The organism is Devosia elaeis (assembly GCF_001650025.1).
GTDB lineage: Bacteria > Pseudomonadota > Alphaproteobacteria > Rhizobiales > Devosiaceae > Devosia > Devosia elaeis.
The window spans coordinates 1-20,379 of sequence record NZ_LVVY01000083.1 but is presented as its reverse complement, the minus strand read 5'-3'; the positions used below and the strand labels follow the sequence as shown (position 1 = coordinate 20,379).

General features: G+C 66.0%; 20 protein-coding genes. 13 read left to right on the top strand and 7 right to left on the bottom strand.

Features of this window, described 5'->3' with window-relative positions:
* Positions 1-175 precede the first annotated feature (175 nt).
* Positions 176-1,729 carry a UxaA family hydrolase gene (locus tag A3840_RS09780; protein WP_245676585.1) on the bottom strand — a complete coding sequence of 518 codons (1,554 nt, stop codon included), beginning with the start codon at positions 1,727-1,729 and terminating at the stop codon, positions 176-178.
* Positions 1,730-1,851: 122 nt separating this feature from the next.
* Between A3840_RS09780 and A3840_RS09775 the strand changes: the two genes are divergently transcribed.
* The 3 genes from A3840_RS09775 (at position 1,852) to A3840_RS09765 (ending at position 3,992) form a co-directional block, all read left to right on the top strand.
* The gene (locus A3840_RS09775) at positions 1,852-2,601 is read left to right on the top strand and encodes a GntR family transcriptional regulator (RefSeq protein ID WP_067455568.1); all 750 of its coding nucleotides are present in this window, start codon (positions 1,852-1,854) and stop codon (positions 2,599-2,601) included.
* A gap of 15 nt (positions 2,602-2,616) precedes the next feature.
* Positions 2,617-3,048: an RbsD/FucU family protein gene (locus A3840_RS09770; RefSeq protein WP_067455566.1), complete on the top strand. Its 432-nt coding sequence runs from the start codon at positions 2,617-2,619 to the stop codon at positions 3,046-3,048.
* A gap of 92 nt (positions 3,049-3,140) precedes the next feature.
* The gene (locus A3840_RS09765) at positions 3,141-3,992 is read left to right on the top strand and encodes a fumarylacetoacetate hydrolase family protein (RefSeq protein WP_067455564.1); all 852 of its coding nucleotides are present in this window, start codon (positions 3,141-3,143) and stop codon (positions 3,990-3,992) included.
* An 81-nt stretch (positions 3,993-4,073) separates the two neighbouring features.
* Here A3840_RS09765 and A3840_RS09760 read toward each other — a convergent pair whose 3' ends face one another.
* A complete protein-coding gene (locus A3840_RS09760; RefSeq protein WP_067455562.1) occupies positions 4,074-5,240 on the bottom strand; it encodes an FAD-dependent oxidoreductase in 1,167 nt (388 codons plus the stop codon).
* Positions 5,237-5,812, bottom strand: a complete 576-nt coding sequence (locus A3840_RS20150; RefSeq protein WP_165603163.1) for a TetR/AcrR family transcriptional regulator — start codon at positions 5,810-5,812, stop codon at positions 5,237-5,239. The genes A3840_RS09760 and A3840_RS20150 overlap by 4 nt, the downstream gene beginning before the upstream one ends.
* Before the next feature lie 150 nt (positions 5,813-5,962).
* On the opposite strand from A3840_RS20150, the gene A3840_RS09750 reads away from it, so the two are divergent.
* From A3840_RS09750 to A3840_RS09735, 4 genes are all read left to right on the top strand, one after another.
* A complete protein-coding gene (locus tag A3840_RS09750) occupies positions 5,963-7,558 on the top strand; it encodes an L-aspartate oxidase (RefSeq protein WP_067455556.1) in 1,596 nt (531 codons plus the stop codon).
* Positions 7,559-7,643: 85 nt separating this feature from the next.
* Complete coding sequence (locus A3840_RS09745; RefSeq protein ID WP_131798294.1) at positions 7,644-8,387, top strand: hypothetical protein; 744 nt, start codon at positions 7,644-7,646, stop codon at positions 8,385-8,387.
* A 71-nt stretch (positions 8,388-8,458) separates the two neighbouring features.
* Positions 8,459-8,737, top strand: coding sequence for a type II toxin-antitoxin system ParD family antitoxin (locus A3840_RS09740; RefSeq protein ID WP_067455579.1), 279 nt, complete (start codon positions 8,459-8,461; stop codon positions 8,735-8,737).
* Positions 8,727-9,026 carry a type II toxin-antitoxin system RelE/ParE family toxin gene (locus A3840_RS09735; protein ID WP_067455551.1) on the top strand — a complete coding sequence of 100 codons (300 nt, stop codon included), beginning with the start codon at positions 8,727-8,729 and terminating at the stop codon, positions 9,024-9,026. The genes A3840_RS09740 and A3840_RS09735 overlap by 11 nt, the downstream gene beginning before the upstream one ends.
* A 54-nt stretch (positions 9,027-9,080) precedes the next feature.
* Here A3840_RS09735 and A3840_RS09730 read toward each other — a convergent pair whose 3' ends face one another.
* Complete coding sequence (locus A3840_RS09730) at positions 9,081-10,025, bottom strand: carbohydrate kinase family protein (protein WP_067455548.1); 945 nt, start codon at positions 10,023-10,025, stop codon at positions 9,081-9,083.
* Positions 10,026-10,219: 194 nt separating this feature from the next.
* Between A3840_RS09730 and A3840_RS09725 the strand changes: the two genes are divergently transcribed.
* Positions 10,220-10,777, top strand: a complete 558-nt coding sequence (locus A3840_RS09725) for a TRAP transporter small permease subunit (RefSeq protein ID WP_067455546.1) — start codon at positions 10,220-10,222, stop codon at positions 10,775-10,777.
* Positions 10,777-12,168, top strand: coding sequence for a TRAP transporter large permease (locus A3840_RS09720; RefSeq protein WP_067455543.1), 1,392 nt, complete (start codon positions 10,777-10,779; stop codon positions 12,166-12,168). The genes A3840_RS09725 and A3840_RS09720 overlap by 1 nt, the downstream gene beginning before the upstream one ends.
* Positions 12,169-12,207: 39 nt before the next feature.
* On the opposite strand, the gene A3840_RS09715 is transcribed toward A3840_RS09720, so the two are convergent.
* Positions 12,208-13,830 (bottom strand): ABC-F family ATP-binding cassette domain-containing protein, encoded by a 1,623-nt coding sequence (locus A3840_RS09715; RefSeq protein ID WP_067455535.1) that lies wholly within the window; start codon positions 13,828-13,830, stop codon positions 12,208-12,210.
* 201 nt (positions 13,831-14,031) lie between these two features.
* Between A3840_RS09715 and A3840_RS09710 the strand changes: the two genes are divergently transcribed.
* The gene (locus A3840_RS09710) at positions 14,032-15,675 is read left to right on the top strand and encodes a Na/Pi cotransporter family protein (protein ID WP_067455532.1); all 1,644 of its coding nucleotides are present in this window, start codon (positions 14,032-14,034) and stop codon (positions 15,673-15,675) included.
* 329 nt (positions 15,676-16,004) lie between these two features.
* Here A3840_RS09710 and A3840_RS09705 read toward each other — a convergent pair whose 3' ends face one another.
* The gene (locus A3840_RS09705) at positions 16,005-17,105 is read right to left on the bottom strand and encodes a TRAP transporter substrate-binding protein (RefSeq protein WP_067455523.1); all 1,101 of its coding nucleotides are present in this window, start codon (positions 17,103-17,105) and stop codon (positions 16,005-16,007) included.
* A gap of 231 nt (positions 17,106-17,336) precedes the next feature.
* On the opposite strand from A3840_RS09705, the gene A3840_RS09700 reads away from it, so the two are divergent.
* Genes A3840_RS09700 through A3840_RS09690 form a run of 3 tightly spaced genes read left to right on the top strand, consistent with a single transcriptional unit; the run spans position 17,337 to position 19,080 of the window.
* A complete protein-coding gene (locus A3840_RS09700; protein WP_109442304.1) occupies positions 17,337-17,729 on the top strand; it encodes a COG4315 family predicted lipoprotein in 393 nt (130 codons plus the stop codon).
* Between the two features lie 56 nt (positions 17,730-17,785).
* Positions 17,786-18,292 carry a sigma-70 family RNA polymerase sigma factor gene (locus A3840_RS09695; protein ID WP_067455522.1) on the top strand — a complete coding sequence of 169 codons (507 nt, stop codon included), beginning with the start codon at positions 17,786-17,788 and terminating at the stop codon, positions 18,290-18,292.
* Positions 18,289-19,080 carry an anti-sigma factor family protein gene (locus tag A3840_RS09690; protein WP_067455520.1) on the top strand — a complete coding sequence of 264 codons (792 nt, stop codon included), beginning with the start codon at positions 18,289-18,291 and terminating at the stop codon, positions 19,078-19,080. The genes A3840_RS09695 and A3840_RS09690 overlap by 4 nt, the downstream gene beginning before the upstream one ends.
* Here A3840_RS09690 and A3840_RS09685 read toward each other — a convergent pair.
* Positions 19,077-20,261: an alpha-hydroxy acid oxidase gene (locus tag A3840_RS09685; RefSeq protein WP_067455518.1), complete on the bottom strand. Its 1,185-nt coding sequence runs from the start codon at positions 20,259-20,261 to the stop codon at positions 19,077-19,079. The two genes, A3840_RS09690 and A3840_RS09685, sit on opposite strands and share 4 nt — an antisense overlap.
* Positions 20,262-20,379: the final 118 nt, after the last annotated feature.

Sequence of the window (20,379 nt, the reverse complement as noted above, 5' to 3'; positions counted from 1 at the left end):
CCCGCCGTCACCTCCACCAGCTGCCCCCCACCCACCAATCGTCCCCCCACCCACCAATCGTCACCCTCGGGCTTGACCCGAGGGCTCTTCCCCCACCGCAACCGCCAGAAACAAAACACCCCCGGGCCAGGCCCGAGGGTGACGCTCTGTACTGTAATACGCCGGCTGTAAGCGGTTACATCACCGCCCCGACCTGCCAGGGCACGAATTCATTGTCCCCATAACCCAGCGCCTCGGACTTGGTCCGTTCCCCCGAGGCCACTTTCAGCAGCAGGTCGAAGATTTCCTGCCCCTTGGCCTCGATGGAAACCCCTTCGACGATATCGCCGCAATTGATGTCCATGTCGTCCTGCATGCGGGCATACATGTCCGAATTGGTGGCCAGCTTGATCGAGGGCACCGGCTTGCAGCCATAGGCCGAGCCGCGCCCGGTGGTGAAGGCCAGGATATTGGCCCCGCCCGCCACCTGCCCGGTGGCCGAGACCGGATCGAAGCCGGGCGTGTCCATGAACACGAAGCCCTTCTCGGTCACCTTCTCGGCATATTCGTAAACCGCATTCAGCGGGCTCATGCCGCCCTTGGCCGTCGCGCCAAGCGACTTTTCGAGAATGGTGGTCAGCCCGCCCAGCTTGTTGCCGGGGGAAGGATTGTTGTTCATCTCCCCGCCATTGCGCCTTGTGTAATCCTCCCACCAATGGATGCGCTCGATCAGCTTCTCGCCGACCTCCCGCGACACGGCGCGCCGCGTCAGCAGATGTTCGGCCCCATAGATTTCCGGCGTTTCCGACAGGATGGCCGTGCCGCCATTCTTCACCAGGAGATCGGCCGCCACGCCCAAAGCCGGATTGGCGGTAATGCCCGAATAGCCGTCCGAGCCGCCGCATTGCAGCGCCAGGGTCAGGTGGCTGGCATCCACCGTTTCCCGCCGCGCCCTGGCGGCCACCGGCAGCATCTCCTTGATGCGCTCGACGCCCCAATCGATCATCTTCCGCGTCCCGCCGATCTCCTGGATCGTCATGGTCTGGAAGGTGTCGGTTTCCTTGAGGTCATAGGCTTCCTTCATCTTGTCGATCTGGAAGGCCTCGCAGCCCAGCCCAACCAGCAGCGCGGCGCCCAGATTGGGATTGGACGTATAACCCCATTGGGTGCGCCGGAAGATCTGGTAGCCCTCCCCGGTCAGGTCCATGGCGCAGCCCGTGCCATGGACGAAGGGAATGACCCCGTCGATCTCGGGATAATCGTCCAGCACGCCCGAGCGGTTGATCGCCTCGGCCATGAACTTGGCCACCGTCGCCGAGCAGTTCACCGAGGTCAGGATGCCGATATAATTGCGCGTACCGACCGAACCATTGGCGCGCCTATATCCCTGGAAGGTCGGCCGCTGCGCCTCGGGCACCAGCGCCACCGGAACGGCGCCCTCGGCAAAGGCATAATCATGGGCCAGCGTGCCGTCCGGCCCGCCCATGCCGCAATTGTGCTCATGCACCCAGTCGCCCGGCGCGATGGCTTGCTTGGCGAAGCCGATGATCTGGCCGAACTTGACCACGGCCTCCCCCGCCGCGATCGGGCGGGTGGCGAATTTGTGCCCGCGCGGCACCAGACGGATAATGGCGACACCCTGCGCCGTCGGCGTGCCTACCTCCAGATTGGCCAGCGCCACCGCGATATTGTCGTCGGCGTTGAGCACAAGCGTCTTGCCCTCGGGCGGGCGGGTCATGGTCTCGGTCATCTCACTGGGTCTTCCGGGGGCCTGGAAAAATCGTATGGTGCTTTGCCTTGCCGTGGTTTACCCCAAGGCAAAGGGGAGGAACCGGCATTGTCATTCACCAGCGCTCCAACTAACATGTTAGCATGAAAACGGAAGCCGGTCCTTATGATTTTCTGCCTCCCGCGGGCACATTCGCGCGCGGCAGCGTCACGGTGGATGTCACCAATACCCTGCGCCAGGCCATCGTCACCCTGGCCCTGCCGCCCGGCGCCATGCTGGACAAGTCCGCCATCTGCGCCCAGCTCGGCGTCTCCCGCTTTCCGGTCAGCGAGGCCCTGGCGCGCCTGGCCGAGGAAGGCCTGGTCGATATCCTGCCCCAGCGCGGCTCCACCGTTTCCCTGGTCCGGATCGCCGATGTCCGCGAATATATGCTGATCCGCAAGGGCCTCGAAAGCGAGGCCCTGCGCGTGCTGATCGGCAAGCACGACGCCGAAGTCATCGCCGCGCTCCACGCCAATATGGCCGCCCAGCGCGAAGCGGCCTCACACGACGATGCCGAGACCTTCCACCAGATCGACGTCGATTTTCACGACATCATCTTCCGCACCATGCGCCTGTCCAAGGTCAAGGCCATCATCGACCGCGCCCGCGCCAATCTCGACCGCGCCCGCCGGCTCATCATCACCCCGCGCCGCCTCGCCCTCACCATCGCCGAGCACCAGGCTATTTTCGACGGCATCCTCGCCGCCGACGCGCCCCAGGCCATTGCCGCCATCCGCGCCCATATCGACGCCGTCATGGTCGAGCTCTTCGCCTTCGCCGTCGACCATCCCGAACTCTTCGCCGACGGCGCCGCATTCACCCCCGACAAGGACGACTTCCCCTTCGGCTGAGCCTCGGAGTAAGCCATGTTGAAAAATATCCCGCCCCTGCTCGGCCCCGACCTGCTCGCCACCCTGCGCGCCATGGGCCATGGCGACGAGATCGTCATCGCCGACGCCAATTTCCCGGCCGCCTTTCTGGGGCCCAAACTCATCCGGGTCGATGGCCGCACCGCCACCGACGTGCTCGATGCCGTGCTGACCCTGATGCCGCTCGATGAATTCGTCGACGAAGCCGCCTTCGGCATGGCCGTGGTGGGCGACCCGCAGGCGCGCGAGCCCATCTATGGTCTCTTCGAGGAGATCATCTCCCGGCACGAACCGGGCATGGGATTGTCCAGGCTGGAGCGCTTCGCCTTCTACGAGCGGGCCCGCCAGGCGGCCGCGATCGTCCAGACCGGTGAAACCCGCCTCTACGGCAATATCATCCTCAAAAAGGGCATCATCCGCCCGTCCTGACCGGCCAGCGGACGGATTGGACGAAAGGTGCCCTCGACAGGCTAACATGTTAGCCCTATGACGAGCCCCGAAACACCATTGGAGACCCCGCCATGAAACTGCTTCGCGTCGGTGCCAAGGGCGCCGAAAAGCCCGCCATTCTCGCCGAAGACGGCTCCATCCGCGATCTGTCCGGCGTGGTCGCCGATATCGCCGGCGACGTGCTCACCCCCGAGGGCCTGGCAAGGATCGGCGCCGCCGACATCGCCGCCCTGCCGAAGCTCGACGCCGGCCAGCGCATCGGCCCCTGCGTCGGCAATGTCGGCAAGTTCATCTGCATCGGCCTCAACTATGCCGACCATGCCGCCGAAACCGGCGCCGCCATTCCCGAAGAGCCGATCATCTTCATGAAGGCCACCAGCGCCATTATCGGCCCCAATGACGATGTCATCATTCCCAAGAATTCCATCAAGCCGGACTGGGAAGTCGAGCTGGGCATCGTCATCGGCAAGGAAGCCCGCTATGTCGAGGAAGCCGACGCGCTCGACCATGTCGCCGGCTATTGCCTCATCAACGACGTCTCCGAGCGCCATTTCCAGACCGAGCGCGGCGGCACCTGGGACAAGGGCAAGGGCGCCGATACTTTCGGCCCCATCGGTCCCTGGCTCGTCACCCGCGATGAGGTTCCCGATCCGCAGAACCTCAAGATGTGGCTCGAAGTGGACGGCAAGCGCTACCAGGACGGCTCCACCAAGACCATGATCTTCGGCATCGCCAAGATCGTCTCCTATGTCAGCCAGTTCATGAGCCTGCAGCCCGGCGACGTCATCTCCACCGGCACCCCGCCGGGCGTCGGCATGGGCATCAAGCCGAACCCGGTCTGGCTCCAGCCGGGCAATGTCATGCGCCTGGGCATCGAAGGCCTCGGCGAGCAGACGCAGAACGTCAAGGCCTACACCGCCTGAGGTTTCACGTCCGCGCTGGACACCAATGGATCTCACCCTGAGCCCGTCGAAGGGTGAGGTCTGGCGCTTCCGGGACACCGCTCAACGCAGCGAAAATCCCTTCGCGCTCACCGAGAAGAACCGGCCGATCAATCCCGACAGGGGCGGCCAGTTCATCAGCCTGACGCCCATGTCGCGCATCAGCACATGGGCCGGGCTGGCCGGAACGAACCATTTAGCCATGTTGCGCCCGGCCCGCTGCTTTTCCAGCACCAGCGGCCGCAATTGCGTTTCGAAATGCGCGAGCGCGGCGGCCACGTCATCCGTGCCGCTCAGCACCTGGCCCAGGGCCCGTCCACCGGCCATGGCCAGCGACGCCCCCTGCCCGGCCAGCAGCGACACCGCATAGGCCGCATCGCCGATCAGGATCGTGCGCCCCCGCCGCCAGGTGTCCATCTCCACCTGCGCCACCACGTCGTAATAGATGTCCTCCGGCCCCGGCATCGCCGCCAGCACCTCGGGCACGATCCAGCCGAGATCGCCGAAGGCCGCCCGCAGGGCCGGCCGCGGATCGTCCGGCCGCTCGGTTTCGTCGGCGCGCAACACGAAGAAGGCCATGATCCGGCTCCCCTCGACCGCATAGAGCCCGGCCATCCGGTTCTCGATCGCCATCATCTTGAAATCGCCATCCAGCGCCGCTTCCACCTCGGCGCTGTCGAAGAAATAGCCGGCGGTGTGAAAGCCCAGCGGCCGGATAAAATCCTGCTCCGGCCCGAAGACCAGGCGCCGCGTGTTCGAATGAATGCCATCCGCCCCCACCAGCAGGTCGGCTGTCAGCCTGCCGCCATCGGCCAGGGTCAGGACCAATCCTGCTCCCGTCTCCTCCACCTGCGACAGGCTCGTGCCATGGCGCAGTTCCACCCGATCCGGCAGCGCCGCATGCAGCACCCGCTCGATATCGCCGCGCAGGATCGGAAACAGCCTGCCGCCCGTCGCATCGCGGATATGCCGGTAATCCATCTGCGCCCCGCTGCGCCCGGCAGCATTGACGAAATCCACCCGGCGCACGCCGCGCGCATGGGTGCGCAAAGCCTCCAGCAGGCCCAGATCCTCGGCCGCATCCACGCCCGGCCCGAAGAAATCCAGCATATAGCCGCCGGCCCGCATGCCCGGCGCCTTTTCCAGCACGCTCACCGACCAGCCGGCGCGGTCCAGCGCCAGGGCCGCGCTCAATCCGGCAATGCCGCCGCCCGAAATCACCGCTTTCATGGGCGTTTCTCCGCCGGCGCGATGCTGTCGACAAAGGCGTGCCAGGCCGCGGCCTGGCTCCCGGCCCGCTCGGGAAAGAGCTGGCGATGCAGGGCCAGCCCGTCCCCGGTCAGCAGGATCAGGCCGGCCAGCGCCCGGCGCTCCGCCGCGCTGAAGCGCCCCGGCGCCAGCAGCGCGAGGGCCGCCTCGAACCGCGCCTCCGCCTCTGCGGCAATGGCCGCCACGCGGGCGCGCAATGGCCCATCCCCCCGCGCCCGGACGATGAAGCCCATATAGGCCCCGGCCAGCGCCGGATCGGCATCCATATGCGCGCTCGTCTCCGCCCCCAGCGCCAGCAGCCAGTCCCGCAGCCCGGTCCCCGGTTCCGGCTGCATGCTGGGCATGGCCAGGAGGAACATTTCGAACGCGTCCACCACGATGTCGTCCAGCCTGGCGAAATGATGGAAGATATTGGCCTTGCTGACGCCCGCCGCCCTGGCCAATGCCGACGCCGTCAACGCCTCCGGCCCGCCCTCGGACATCAGCCGGATCGCCGCTGCCACGATCGCCTCTTTCTTGCTTGGCCTGCTCATCTGGTACCTCCTCGCCGCAATATACTGACCGACCGGTCGGTCAGCAATCCCGCTTCGGCATTTTTTACGATCCGGAACCCTTGCGCGGCGTGACGGCTTGCCGCCGGACATGGGGGGCGCTATGGCCGGATAGGCTTCGGAGGACGGCCCATGACCACGTTCGACAATACCCTCTACGCCGATGGTGCGCTCATCGTCGGCGCCGGCCTGGCGGGCCTGTTCACCGCGCTCAAGCTGGCGCCCCGCCCCGTCACCGTGCTCTCCCCCAAGCCGCTCGGCACCGGCGCCTCCTCCGTCTGGGCCCAGGGCGGCGTCGCGGCCGCCATGGGCGAGGGCGACAGCCCCCATGCCCATGCCCAGGACACCGAGATGGCCGGCGCCGGCATCGTCGATCACGGCATTGCCGAAAGCGTCACCGCCGAGGCCGTGGCCCGCATCGAGGATCTGGCCCGCTGGGGCACCCCCTTCGACCGCGACGATTTCGGCAATTTCGCCTTGGGCCGCGAAGCGGCCCATTCGGCCAATCGCATCGTCAAGGTGGAGGGCGACCGCGCCGGCTGGGCCATCATGCAGGCCATCATCGCCCAGGTGCGCAAGACGCCCTCCATCCGCGTCGTCGAAGGCATCACCGCGCTCAGCCTCGCCCGCGAGAATGGCCGCGTCGTCGGCGTCTATTGCCGGCGCCTGGGCGACCGCTATTCCGAGCCGGTCTTCATTCGCGCCCGCGCCACCATCCTGGCCGCTGGGGGCCTGGGCGGCCTCTATGCCGTCACCACCAATCCGCCCGGCGTGCGCGGCCACGCCATGGGCATGGCGGCCCGGGCCGGCGCCATCATCGCCGATCCCGAATTCGTGCAATTCCACCCTACCGCCATCCGCACCAATGCCGATCCGGCGCCCCTGGCCACCGAGGCCCTGCGCGGCGAAGGCGCCATCCTGGTCAACGATCTGGGCATCCGCTTCATGCCCGCCATCCACCCCGATGCCGAGCTCGCCCCCCGCGATATCGTCGCCCGCGCCAATTTCCGGGAAATCCAGGCGGGCCGCCAGGTCTTCCTCGATACCCGCCAGGTGCTGGGCGCCGATATCCTCACCCGCTTCCCCACCGTTTCGAAATATTGCCTCGATGCCGGCATCGATCCGGTCCGCGACATGATCCCCGTCACCCCCGCCGCCCATTTCCACATGGGCGGCGTCAAGGTGGACGAGCGCGGCCGCTCCTCGCTGCCCGGCCTCTGGGTCTGCGGCGAGGCAAGCTGTACGGGCCTGCACGGCGCCAATCGGCTCGCCTCCAATTCCCTGCTGGAAGCGGTGGTTTATGGCGCCCGCATCGCCGAGGATATCGGCGGGCTCGAGCCCGCCCGCGATCTCGCGCCCTTCAAGGGCATCGAATGGGACGAGGAAGAGGGCAACCGCGCCGAGACCGTGCTGCGCAACACCGTGGCCGTGCAGGATTTGCGCCGGGTCATGACCGATCTCGTCGGCGTCGAGCGCGATGCCGCCAGCCTCGAACAGGCCCTGCGCGACATTGCCCGTCTCGAAGCCGAGGCCGAACAGGTCACCAGCGCCTATCTCAACATGACCACCTCGGCCACCCTGGTCGCCGCCGCCGCGCTCCGCCGCACCGAAAGCCGCGGCGGCCATTACCGCACCGATTTCCCCGAACCCAGCGAAAGCTGGGAACACCATACCGAGATCACCCTGGACGAAGCCCTGGCCATCCGCGCCGCCGCCCTGTCGGGCTGAGCCATTCCGAGGGATACGCAGTTTTACGAATGGTATCCTGAGCTACGCAATTCTATCATCCGGATCATTCCGGGGGGATATGCGCGTGGCCAGGCTGGTCGTCTTCACTCATCTGACGCACGACCTGCGCGATGGCGCCTCCCGGTCCTTTGCCTGTTCCGCCGCCGAGGCCCGGCACTACGCTGATCAGATCGGCGCCCCCATCCTCATCGCCGACATCACCCCGTCCCTGGCCGGCGGCTATGTCGCGCAGGGCATCCTGGCCGGCTTCCGGCCCGATGGCGCCAATGGAGCGCTGGCCGTGGTCGAGGACATCCACGCCTTCCCCCGGGACATCCCTTTCCAGAAGCCGCCGCCCGAAGCCGAGGGGCTGGCCGAACTGCCCGGCGACCTTTTCGAGCGGATCATCGCCGTGGCCCGCCCGGCATCCGACTTCGACGAGGCCTTCAGCCCCTACCGGCCCATGGCGCCGCAAGACGCCTTTGCCGCCCAATTGGCGCGCCGGCAAGACCGGCGCTGCTGCTTCTCCGACGTCAGAACCCATCGGGGCGAGGCATTCATCATCCGGCCCCTGGCCCTGGGCGGAACATGGGATATCGGCAATTTCCTGTTCCTCGATCCCGAGCCGGGAGCATTATTCGCCAATTTCGCCTGGACCATCGGCCCCAGGCTGGAAATCCTCATCGACGCCTATGCCGTGACCCCTGACATTGCCGACACGGTCAATCGCAGCGGCATGCTGGCCATCGGCGACAGCATGATCGCCACGCTCGATCGCGCGGCCATAGCCTGGCATAGCGAGCACTTCTTCCAGCGCCTGCGGGCATGACATCTTCGTCTCGGCCTTGAACCCGCCCCAAGCCTCCCCTATCATAAATTGATACAATCGGAGTATTGGCCATGCCTTCAAGCTATTCCATCGGCACCCATTACGAAGCCTTCGCCAAAAAGCTCGTCGCTTCGGGCCGCTACGCCTCGGTAAGCGAGGTCCTCCGCGACGGCCTCCGCCTCATGGAAGAACGCGAAGCGCTGCGCGAATGGAAGCTGGGCGAGCTGAAAAAGGCCATCCAGGAGGGCATCGACAGCGGTCCTTCGGAAGAATGGGAGGATGCCGAGGCCATCAAGAGCGAGGGCCGTCGGATTCTCGCCGAACGCGCAGCGAGGAATAATGCCGCTTAAGATAAAACGGCTTCCCCTGGCGCGAGCCGACCGGCTCGACATCTGGCTCCACATCGCCGCCGACAATATTTCGGCAGCCGACCGGCTCACCGATAGGCTGGATGAGATCGTCCACAGGCTTTCGGAATTTCCCGAGGCAGGGCCATCCAGGCCCGAGCTGGGAGCGGGGATTCGTCTTTATCCTGTCGACAACTTCCTCATCTTCTATCGCGTGGCCGGCGACGCGATCGAGATCGTGCGCATCCTCCACGCCGCCCGCGACATCACCCCCGACCTGCTCTCCGACTGACGGCAAGCGGCCGCTTCGGACGTCTGCCCGATCGCTATTCCTTCAAACGAAGGACTAGCTCCCCAGCACCGCCTCGACCTCCTCGCGGCTGGGCGGCTGGCAGCCCTTGCGGCCGCAATTGATCCCCGCCACCACGGCGCCGAAACGCAGCATGGTTTCGAGCTCGTTCCGGTCGAGCCCGCCAAGCTGGCCCGGCCGCAGGGCGCCGGCCTCGCCCAGCCAGGTCAGGATGCCGGCCATCAGGCTGTCGCCGGCTCCCACCGTGTCCACGAAGACCGGCGGCGCATAGATCGGCGCCTGCCCGTGGGCCTTGCGCGAAAAGGCCTTGCTGCCGCCCTCGCCCAGCGTCACCACCACCAATTCGCAATTGGGTCGTTCGAGCAGCGCCGCGGCATGCGCCTCGATGCTCATCCCCGGCTCGAGCCAGTCATGGTCCTCGTCGGAAAGCTTGATCAGATGCGCCAGGTCGAGCAGGTCCGAAAGCTGCCGCCGATAGGCGGCCTCGTCGTCCACCAGGAGCGGCCGCACATTGATGTCGAAGCTCAGGCTGGCGCCGCCCGCGACGGCCTTTTCGGCCACGGCCTGCCAGGCCGCCGCGTCTTCGGTTTCGATCGGCACGAAGCCGCCGAGCTGCAAATTGGTGACCTTGGCCGGCAGGGCCGCCAGCAGGCCCTCGCGCGTAAAAGCCCGCTCGGCGCCGCGCTCGAAGACATAGGAGGCCTGCATCTTCTCGTTGAAACTGACAATGGCTCTGGTCGTCGGCGCCGCCACCCGCGTCTTGAGCAGCACCTCGACCCCGGCCTCTGCCAGCGGGGCCAGCAGCATGTCGCCATATGGATCGGTGCTGATGGGGCAGAGAAAGCCCGCATCATTGCCCAATTTGCTGAGCGCGATGGCGCAATTGAACGGCGATCCGCCCGCCAGCGCTTCCCGCTGGGCATCGGGCGCGGCCGATACCGGCACCAGGTCGATCAGGCTCTCCCCGCCAACGACAAACATCCCATTCCTCCCCACAGCCGATGTCGCGGCGTGCATAGCAGGTTCACCGCCTTTGTCACCAGCCCAGTGCATCCGACCCCATGATGTGAGCCTCTGTATTGTTGACCGCGCCAGCGGATAGTGTTCAATCAGCCCCCTGCACATGACGCCGTCGGGGAGAGGCGCGTCATGTCGAAAAGGAGGAGGCTCAACAATTGCAAGGGCTCGCCGCGCTGATCCGGGGGATCAGCGCCATCAACTGGCTTGTCGGCCAGATTCTGTCGTGGCTCGCATTGGCTTGCGTGCTGGTCTGCTTCACGGTCGTGGTGCAGCGTTATTTCTTTCACACCTCGATCCTGTGGATGCAGGACCTCTATGTCTGGCTTTCCGGCGCCATGTTCACCGGCGTCGCCGGCTTTGCGCTGCTGCGCCAGGATCATGTGCGCGTCGATATCTTCTATCGTCCCGCGCCCATCCGCCGCAAAGCCATAGCCGATCTCATCGGCGTGGTCTTCTTCCTCATTCCCTTCGTCATCGTCGTCTGGCTCTATGCCTTTCCCGCCGTCCGGCGGTCCTGGGGCTTTTACGAGGCATCGGCCAATATCGGCGGCATGCCGGGCCTGTTCCTGCTCAAGACCTTCATCCTGGTCTTTGCGGTTCTGGTCGGCCTGCAGGGCATCGCCATGGGCGCGCGATCCATTCTGGTATTGAGCGGCAAGGAAGAGCTCCTGCCCCCCCATATGCGCTATGAAGCCGAAAAGGGGCATGGCTGATGGATCCCGTCCTTCTTGGCGAAATTCTCGCCGGCCTCATGTTCTTCGGCGTCATCGGCGTGCTCATGCTCGGGTTCCCGGTGGCTTTCTCGCTGGCCGGCACCGCCCTGATCTTCGGCCTGATCGGCTGGTGGCTGGGCGTCTATGACCCCTCCAATTACGGTTCCCTGGTCGGCCGCTATGTCGGGCTGATGACCAATGAAGTGCTGGTCGCCGTGCCGCTCTTCATCTTCATGGGCGTGGTGCTGGAACGCTCCGGCATCGCCGAGCGCCTGCTGGTCACCATGGGCAAGCTCTTCGGCAATGTCCGCGGCGGCCTTGGCTTTTCCGTCATCATCGTGGGCGCCCTGCTTGCCGCCTCCACCGGCGTGGTCGGCGCCACCGTGGTCACCATGGGGCTGATCTCGCTGCCCGCCATGCTGCGCTCGGGCTACGATCCCAAGCTCGCCAGCGGCGTCATCTGCGCCTCGGGCACGCTGGGCCAGATCATTCCGCCCTCCACCGTGCTCATCTTCATGGGCGACATGCTCTCGGGCATCAACGCCCAGGTGCAGATGAGCCAGGGCAATTTCGCCCCCGAGCCGGTCTCGGTCGGCGCGCTCTTTGCCGGCGCCATCATTCCCGGCATCATGCTGGTCGCCCTTTACATGATCTGGGTCGCCCTCAAGGCCATCTTCGATCCCCAATCCTGCCCGGCCACGCCGGTGCCGGAAGCCGAAAAGAAGGATTTGCTGCGCGAGGTCGCCGTGGCGCTCGTCCCCCCGCTCCTTCTGATCGTGGCCGTGCTCGGCTCCATCCTGGCCGGCATCGCCACGCCCACCGAGGCCGCCTCGGTCGGTGCGGTCGGCGCCTTGCTCCTGGCCCTGCTCAATCGCCAGCTCGATTTCGGCATGCTCCGCCAGGCGGTCATTTCCGCGGCCACCATCACCTCGATGGTGTTCATCATCCTGTTCGGCGCCGCCGTCTTCTCCATCGTCTTCCGCATGATGGGCGGCGAGAACCTGGTGCATGAATTCCTCTCGAACATGCCGGGCGGGGCCATCGGCGCCACCATCATCGTCATGTTCATCATGTTCCTGCTGGGCTTCATCCTCGACACCTTCGAGATCATCTTCATCGTGATCCCGATCACCGCGCCGGTGCTGCTGGCCCTGGGTGTCGATCCGATCTGGCTCGGCGTCGCCGTGGGGGTGAACCTGCAGACCAGCTTCCTGACGCCGCCTTTCGGCTTCTCGCTGTTCTATCTGCGCGGCGTGGCCCCCGCCTCGGTCACCACCGGCATGATCTACCGGGGCGTCGTGCCCTTCGTGATCCTGCAATTGATCGGCCTGGCCGTGCTGTTCGTCTTCCCCGACCTCATCACCTGGCTGCCGAAAATGCTCTATAACTGAGCGCAAGGGCCGGATGGAAAACCATCCGGCCCTTTCTTCTCAGCTCCGCAGCCCCGGCGCTTCCCGTCCGGTGGATGCCACATATTCGCTATAGCCCCCGCCATAGGCATGCACCCCGTCCGGCGTCAGCTCCAGCACCCTGTTGGACAAGGCGGCCAGGAAATGCCGGTCGTGGCTGACGAACAGCATCGTGCCCTCGAAATTGGCCAGGGCCTCGATCAGCATCTGCTTGGTCTGGATGTCGAGATGGTTGGTCGGCTCGTCCAGCACCAGGAAATTGGGCGGATCGAACAGGATCAGCGCCATGGCCAGCCGCGCCTTCTCGCCCCCGGACAACACCCGGCATTTCTTCTCGATATCGTCGCCCGAAAAGCCGAAACATCCCGCCAGCGCCCGCAGCGGCGCCTGCCCGGCCTGCGGAAAGGCCGCTTCCAGCGTCTGGAAGATGGTCTGGTCGCCATCGATCACGTCCATGGCGTGCTGGGCGAAATAGCCCAGCTTGACGCTCGGCCCCCGCGCCACCGACCCCGCATCGGGTTCGGCTGCTCCCGCCACCAGTTTCAGCAGCGTCGATTTCCCCGCCCCGTTGACGCCCAGGATGCACCAGTGCTCCCGCCGCCGCACATGGAAGTCGAGCCCGTCATAGATCACGCGGCTGCCATAGGCCTTGCTCACGCCCTCGACCCGCACGATATCCTCGCCCGAGCGCGGCGCCGGGCGGAATTCGAACGCCACCACCTGCCGGCGCTTGGGCGGCTCCACCCGATCGATCTTGTCCAGCTTCTTCACCCGGCTCTGCACCTGCGCCGCATGGCTGGCCCGCGCCTTGAACCGCTCGATAAAGGCGATTTCCTTGGCCAGCATGGCCTGCTGCCGCTCGAATTGCGCCTGCTGGTTGCGGTCGGCAATGGCCCGCTGGCTCTGGTAGAATTCGAAATCGCCGCTATAGGAGGTCAGCGTCCCCGCATCGATCTCCAGCACCTTGTTGACGATCCGGTTCATGAATTCGCGGTCATGCGAGGTCATCAGCAGCGCCCCGGAATAGGACCGGAGGAAGTTTTCCAGCCAGATCAGGCTTTCGAGATCGAGATGGTTGCTCGGCTCGTCGAGCAGCAGCACGTCCGGCTTCATCAAAAGGATGCGCGCCAGCGCCACCCGCATCTTCCAGCCGCCCGACAAGGCCCCCACATCGGCGTCCATCATCTCCTGGGAAAAGCCCAGCCCCGCCAGCACGTCCCGCGCCCGCCCGTCCAGCCCGTAGCCGTCCAGTTCCTGGAACCGCCCCTGCACCTCGCCATAGCGCTCGATGATGGCATCCATCTCGTCGGCCTTGTCCGGATCGGCCATGGCCGCTTCCAGCACCGCCATTTCCGCCATCATCTCGCTGACCGGCCCGGCCCCGTTCATCACCTCGGCCACCACCGGCCGGCCGGCCATGTCGCCCACATCCTGGCTGAAATAGCCGATGGAGGTGCCGCGATCGATCGAGACCTGCCCCTCGTCCGGCGCTTCCTCGCCGGTGATCATCCGGAACAGGGTGGTCTTGCCCGCCCCGTTGGGCCCCACCAGCCCGATCTTCTCCCCCTTTTGCAGCGCCGCCGAGGCCTCGATGAAGACGATCTGCTTGCCGTTCTGCTTGCCGATATTTTCGAGCCTGATCATGCGGGGAAAGAGCCTGTGGAGGAGAGGGCCGGAAGGGGAGAGCGCTCCTAAAGCATCCGGGGATGGCGCTGGCAAGCAAAAGGGAACCGGGCCACACCTCAGCCGCATTAAACCCCTAGAAAACAAGGCCATTGCACACGTGCGCAGACTGGCCGATGATCTCCGGTCATATCCACGACTCAACCCCCGCGAAAGGACGTCATGAACATCTATCTCGTGCTCATCAACATTGCCGGTGCGGTCACCCTGCTTCTATGGGCCACCCGGATGGTGCGCACGGGCATGGAGCGGTCGCAGAAGGCCGTTCTTCATCGCCTTTTGAGCCAGGGCAAGCGCGGCCACCTCAAGTCCGCCGCCCTGGGCGGCGTCGTCGCGGTGCTGCTGCAAAGCTCCACCGCCGTGGCCCTGATCGCCGCCGGTTTCGCCGCCAGCGGCAAGCTGACGCTGGCGGCTGGCCTCGCCACCATGCTCGGCGCCGATCTCGGCTCGGCCATCGTCGTGCAATTGCTCAGCGTCAATCCCGCCTGGCTCATGCCCATCCTGATGATCGTGGGCGGCATCCTGTTCTTCCGCGGCCAGACCCGCGACCTGCGCCAGGCCGGCCGCATCGTCATCGGCATCGCGCTGATCCTGATGTCGCTGCGCCTCATCGGGGAGGCCACCATTCCCCTGCGCGAGGCCCAGGTCCTGCCCGACATCGTCGCCTATCTCGCCGGCGATCCCTTTACCGCCTTCCTTCTGGCGGCCCTTTTCACCTGGGTCATCCATTCCTCGGTGGCCTTCATCCTGCTGGTCGCCACCTTTGCCACCCAGGGCCTGGTGCCCTTCGAGCTCGGCGCCGCCCTGGTGCTGGGCGCCAATATGGGCTCCTCCATCATTGCCTTCATGCTCACCCGCGCCGGCAGCGCCGCCGCGCGGCGCATCACCCTGGGCAATTTCATCTTCCGCGCGGTCCTGGCCGTCACCGGCCTGGCCCTGCTCTGGCTCAGCCATATTCCCGGCACCTGGCTGGGCCCCGATGCGGCGCGCCAGATCATCAATTTCCACCTCCTGTTCAACGTGCTGCTGCTGCTCATCGCCCTGCCGCTGACCTCGCCCATGGCGCGCCTCACCACGCGGCTGGTGCGCAGCGCCCCCCAGCCCGATCATCAGCTGGTCTCGCCCATGCGCCTCGATGACAAGCTGATCGAAAGCCCGGCCCTGGCGCTGGCCAGCGCCAAGCGCGAATTGCTGCGCATGGCCGAAATCGTCGAGCGCATGCTCCAGCCGGTCATGGACCTCTATGAAAACGCCGATCCCGAAAAGATCCGCGAGATCAAGCAGCTCGAGCGCGCCGTCAACGCCGCCCAATCCGACATCAAGCTCTATCTCTCGCGCATCCGCTATCCCGAGCCCGACGGCCCCGAAGCCCTGCGCGGCCAGGAACTGGCGCAATTGGCCATCAATCTCGAATATGTCGGCGACGCCGTGGTCAAGACGCTGGTGAAACTGGCCGAGAGCCGCGCCGAGCAGAAGGTGAAATTCTCGCCCGCCGGCTGGCGCGAGCTCAACGACCTGCATCACCGCGTGGTCGACAACCTGCACCTGGCGCTCAACGTGCTGATGTCCGAGGACCGGGCGGCCGCCAAGATGCTGCTGGAGGAAAAGGCCGCGCTCGGCATGGCCGGCCGCGCCAGCGCCGCCGAGCACCTGGCCCGCCTGCGCGAAGGCGCCCAGCAATCCATCGCCACCAGCGATCTGCACCTGGAAACCATCCGCGCCCTCAAGACCATCAACTCGCTCCTCGCCAGCGTCGCCTACCCCGTCCTGCGCCAAACCGAAGCCCCCCAGCCCCAGCAGGGCTAGCCCGCCCGTTTGGATGCACTTCTCGGCCATCCCACCCACGGCTCGTCACCCTCGGGCTTCGAGCCGTCCCGAAGGGCAAATCTCTCCGGTGGAGAGATTTGAGGCGAGAAGGCCATGAGCGCTATGCGCGAATGGCGGAGCGCCGCCCCAAGCACCGAACCCCCACCGCCCCCTTGATGGGGGAGGTAGCGCAGCTTGGCCGATAGGCCTAGCGAAGCTGGGAGGGGGTGCGGGAGCCCCGATACGTCCCGTCATTGTCCCGACCGCCCCCCAAAACCAAAAAACCCCACCGCCGAAGCGATGGGGCCTTTCTTGGCAATCGGCCGGGATCAGCTCAGCGTGATGTATTTCTCGCGCGCCGCCAGGAAGGGCATGTCGGTGCCCTGGGTGCGCTGGCGCAGCAGGTTGAAGGCGGAGACGAAGCTTTCCGCCGTTTCCTTGGTCAGCGCATCGCCGCCCTCCCGGATTTCGGCGATCAGCTCCATCGATGCCTTGGCGCCGGCCTCGATGATGTCCTCGGGGAACTGGCGCACCTGCACCCCATGCTCGGCGACCAGCGCGTTGAGCGCGCGCGGAACGTTGGCATACATGTCCGAGGCCACGTCGTCATAGGCCGCCTGGGCGCACGTCCGGACGATTTCCTGCAAATCTTCGGGCAGGGCTTGGAACTTGGCCTTGTCCACCACGATTTCGGTGGCCAGGCCCGGCTCCACGAAGCTGGGGAAGTAATAGTTCTTGGCGATCTGGTAGAAGCCCAGCGCCAGGTCGTTATAGGGGCCGACGAATTCGGCGGCGTCCAGCGTACCCGATTGCAGCGCGGCGAAGATTTCGCCCGCCGCCAGGTTGGTCACCGAGGCGCCCAGCTTGCCCCAGACCTGGCCGCCCAGGCCCGGCGTGCGGAAGCGCAGGCCCTGCAGGTCCGCCACCCCGGTCAGCTCGTTGCGGAACCAGCCGCCCGCCTGGGTGCCGGTATCGCCGGAGAGGAAGCCCTGCAACCCGAACTGGTCGTAGATCTTGTCCCAGATTTCCTGGCCGCCGAGATAGCGCACCCAGGCGGTCAGCTCGCGGCTGGTCATGCCGAAAGGCACGCCGGTGAAGAAGGACAGGCCCTGGCTCTTGTTCTGCCAGTAATAGGGCGTGCCATGGCTGATTTCCGCCGAGCCGTCGATGACCGCGTCCAGCGCCTGCAGGCCGGGCACCATTTCGCCGGCGGCGAAGACCTGCACGGTCAGCCGTCCGCCCGAGGCCCGGGTGATCCGGTCCGCCAGGTTCTGCGCGCCCACCCCCAGGCCGGGGAAGTTCTTGGGCCAGGTCGTGACCATGCGCCAGGTGATATTGCCCTGGGCAAGTGCCGGGGTCGCCAGCGTCGCCGCGGCGGCCGCGCCGACCGTGGCCACGGAAGCCTGCTTGAAGAACTCGCGTCTTTTCATTCATTCCCTCCCAAAGGGCGCAAGGATTGCGCCCGCTCTGCCGCGCCCCTCTCCCAAAGGTTCACGCGGCAAGTCGCTAACAAAGCAACAGGCGGCAAACCTGTCCAGCGTGTTGTTGCGGCCCCGGCCCGGCCGCCGATATTTTTTTCTCGACGCCGGGATGAAAGGAGCGCCCGCGGTGTTGTTCTCCATGGAGGCCGCGATGGTCGGCCCCGCAACAGGAGAGATCCCATGCATATCCGTTCGCTTCTGGCCGGCGCTGCCGCCCTGGCGCTCCTCGCCGCTCCCGCCTTCGCCGCCGATTATCTGGATGGCCAGGTCAAATCCACCGATATCGGCGGCAAGATGGTGCTGACCGATGCCAATGGCATGACGCTCTATATCTTCGACAAGGACGAGCCCGGCGTGTCCAATTGCTATGACGATTGCGCCGTCAAGTGGCCGCCGCTCTTCGCCGACGATGCCGCCACCGCCGAAGGCGAATTCACACTGGTGGAACGCACCGACGGCACCAAGATGTGGGCCTATAAGGGCTGGCCGCTCTATTATTGGTACGAGGACACCGCCCCCGGCGACATCAAGGGTGACGGCGTCGGCGGCGTCTGGCATCTTGCCGTCGAGTGAATGCAGCGTCCCGCCCGGTGAACTCCGTTCATCGCGCCAGTCCAGGACCCGTCGGCGTGGTCGATTTTCTCGATGAGCTCGAAGCCTGCGTGCCGGCCCTGCGCCGCTATGCCCGCGCGCTGACGCGCAATATCGACCATGCAGACGACCTGGTGCAGGATTGCCTGGTGCGCGCCATTTCCCGGCGCGGCCTGTTCCGGCCGCGCGGCCCGCTCCGGCCCTGGCTCTTCGCCATCCTCACCAATCTGCATCGCAATGACCGGCGCTCGGCCCGCCGCCAGGGCGCCCCGCTCAGCCTCGATGCCGTGCCCGATCCGGCCGTTCCCGCGCCCCAGCCGGGGCATATGGCGCTGGCCGAGCTGGCCCGCGCCATCGAAACCCTGCCCCTCGATCAGAAGGAAGCCCTGCTGCTGGTTACCCTCGAAGGCCTCGCCTATGCCGAAGCCGCCGCCATTCTCGATATCCCCCTCGGCACGCTGATGAGCCGCCTCGGCCGCGCCCGCGCCGCCCTGCGCGGCCTGACCGGCGCCCCCGCCGAGCCGCATCTGAGGACGGTCAAATGAGCATGGCCGATCGCGACACCATCATGGCCTATCTCGATGGCGAGCTCGACGCGGAGGCCCGCCGCGTCGTCGAGGCCGACAAGGCCGCCATGGCCGAAATCGCCGCGCTCCAGCGCCAGGCCGACGCCATCCGCGCGCTTTACGACCCGGCCGCCGCCGAGCCTCTGCCCGCCCGGCTTTCGCCGCATCGCCTGGCCCTGTTGCACAATCGCCGCCATCGCGAGGGCCTGCTCCGCGCCGCCATGGTGGTCGCCGTGCTCGGCATCGGCGTGGCCGCCGGCTGGCTGCTGCGCCCCGTGCCGGCCCCCGCCAGCCTCTACGAGCATCTCATCGCCGACGCCGTCAGCGCCCATACGATCTATACCGCCGAAAACCGCCATGCCGTCGAAGTGCCCGGCAGCGAAGGCGAGCATCTGTCCGCCTGGCTCTCCAGCAAGCTCGCCACCGCGCTTCCCATGCCCGATCTCAGCAAGGAAGGCTTCGCCTTTCTCGGCGGGCGCCTCTTGCCCGCTCCCGCGCTCTCCGGCGGCCGCGCCGCCCAACTCATGTATGAGGATGCGCGGGGCGAGCGGCTGACGCTCTATCTCACCCCCGCCGCCGGCGTCGACGGCCCCGAATTCGAACTGGTGCGCCTGGGCGGCGACAATGCGCTCTATTGGGCCGATGCCCGCATCACCTGCACCATTGTCGGCCCCCAGCCCGCCGAACGGCTCCAGGCCCTGGCCGGGGCCATCTTCCCCCAGCTCAGCCCCGTCCCGGCCTCCGCCCCCGCCTATCGCGAACTCTAGCCGCGGGGCCGGGGCGCATTGCGCGGCGGAATGTCGTTGGAATAGATATTGTGCGGCCCGACATTGAGAATGTCGCGCTCCCCGCACAGGGCCATGGTGGTGTCGATTTCCTTGGCGATGATGTCGAGCACGCGGCTCACCCCCGCCTCGCCGCCCGCGCCCAGCCCATAGAGCATGGGTCGGCCGATAAAGGTCGATTTGGCGCCATAGGCCAGCGCCTTGATCACGTCCTGCCCCGAGCGGATGCCGCTATCGAGATAGACTTCGGTGCGGTGCCCCACCCGGTCGACGATTTCCGGCAGCACGCGGATGGTCGAGGGCGCCCCATCGAGCTGGCGCCCACCATGATTGGACACCACGATGGCATCGGCGCCATTGTCCACCGCCGCCTGGGCATCGTCGGCATCGAGCACGCCCTTGACGATGACCGGCCCGCCGAACCGTTCCTTGACCCAGCGCACATCGGCCCAGTTGAGCGTGGGGTCGAACTGGCTGGCCGTCCAGGCCGAGAGCGAGGCCAGGTCGTGGTCGCCCCCCACATGCCCCACGATATTGCGGAACGTGCGCCTCTGGGTGCCCAGCATGCGCAGGCACCACAGCGGATGCTGCATCATCTGCCACACCGAATGGGGCGTGAACTTGGGCGGGGTGGAGAGCCCGTTCTTGATATCCTTGTGCCGCTGCCCGAGGATTTGCAAATCCATGGTCAGGATCAGCGCCGAACATTTCGCCGCCTTGGCGCGGTCGATCAGCCGATTGATGAAATCGCGGTCCCGCATCACATAGAGCTGGAACCAGAACGGCGCGCTCGTATTCTCCGCGATGTCCTCGATCGAGCACACGCTCATGGTCGAGAGCGAAAACGGAATGCCGAACTTTTCCGCCGCCTTGGCCGCCTTGATCTCGCCGTCGGCCACCTGCATGCCGCCGGTCGCCGCCGGGGCGATGGCCACCGGCATGGCGATCTCCTGGCCCAGCATCTTCACCTTGAGATTGCGCCCCTCCAGGTTCACCGCCACCTTCTGGTTGAGCAGGATCTTGGAGAAATCGCTCTCGTTCTGCCGATAGGTCCCCTCGGTATAGGAGCCGCTATCGGCATAATCGAAGAACATCTTGGGCACGCGCCGATGCGCCAGGCGCTTCATTTCCTCGACTGTCAGAACCTTGTCGATGGCGGTCATTCTCTGCGCACTCCGGCTGTTTCGCCTGCCCTAACAACTAACATGTTAGTAGTCAACTTAGAGCCGTGCCGAAGCAAATTCGCTCCAGTGGAGCGAATTTAGGCGAGAAGGCCATGAG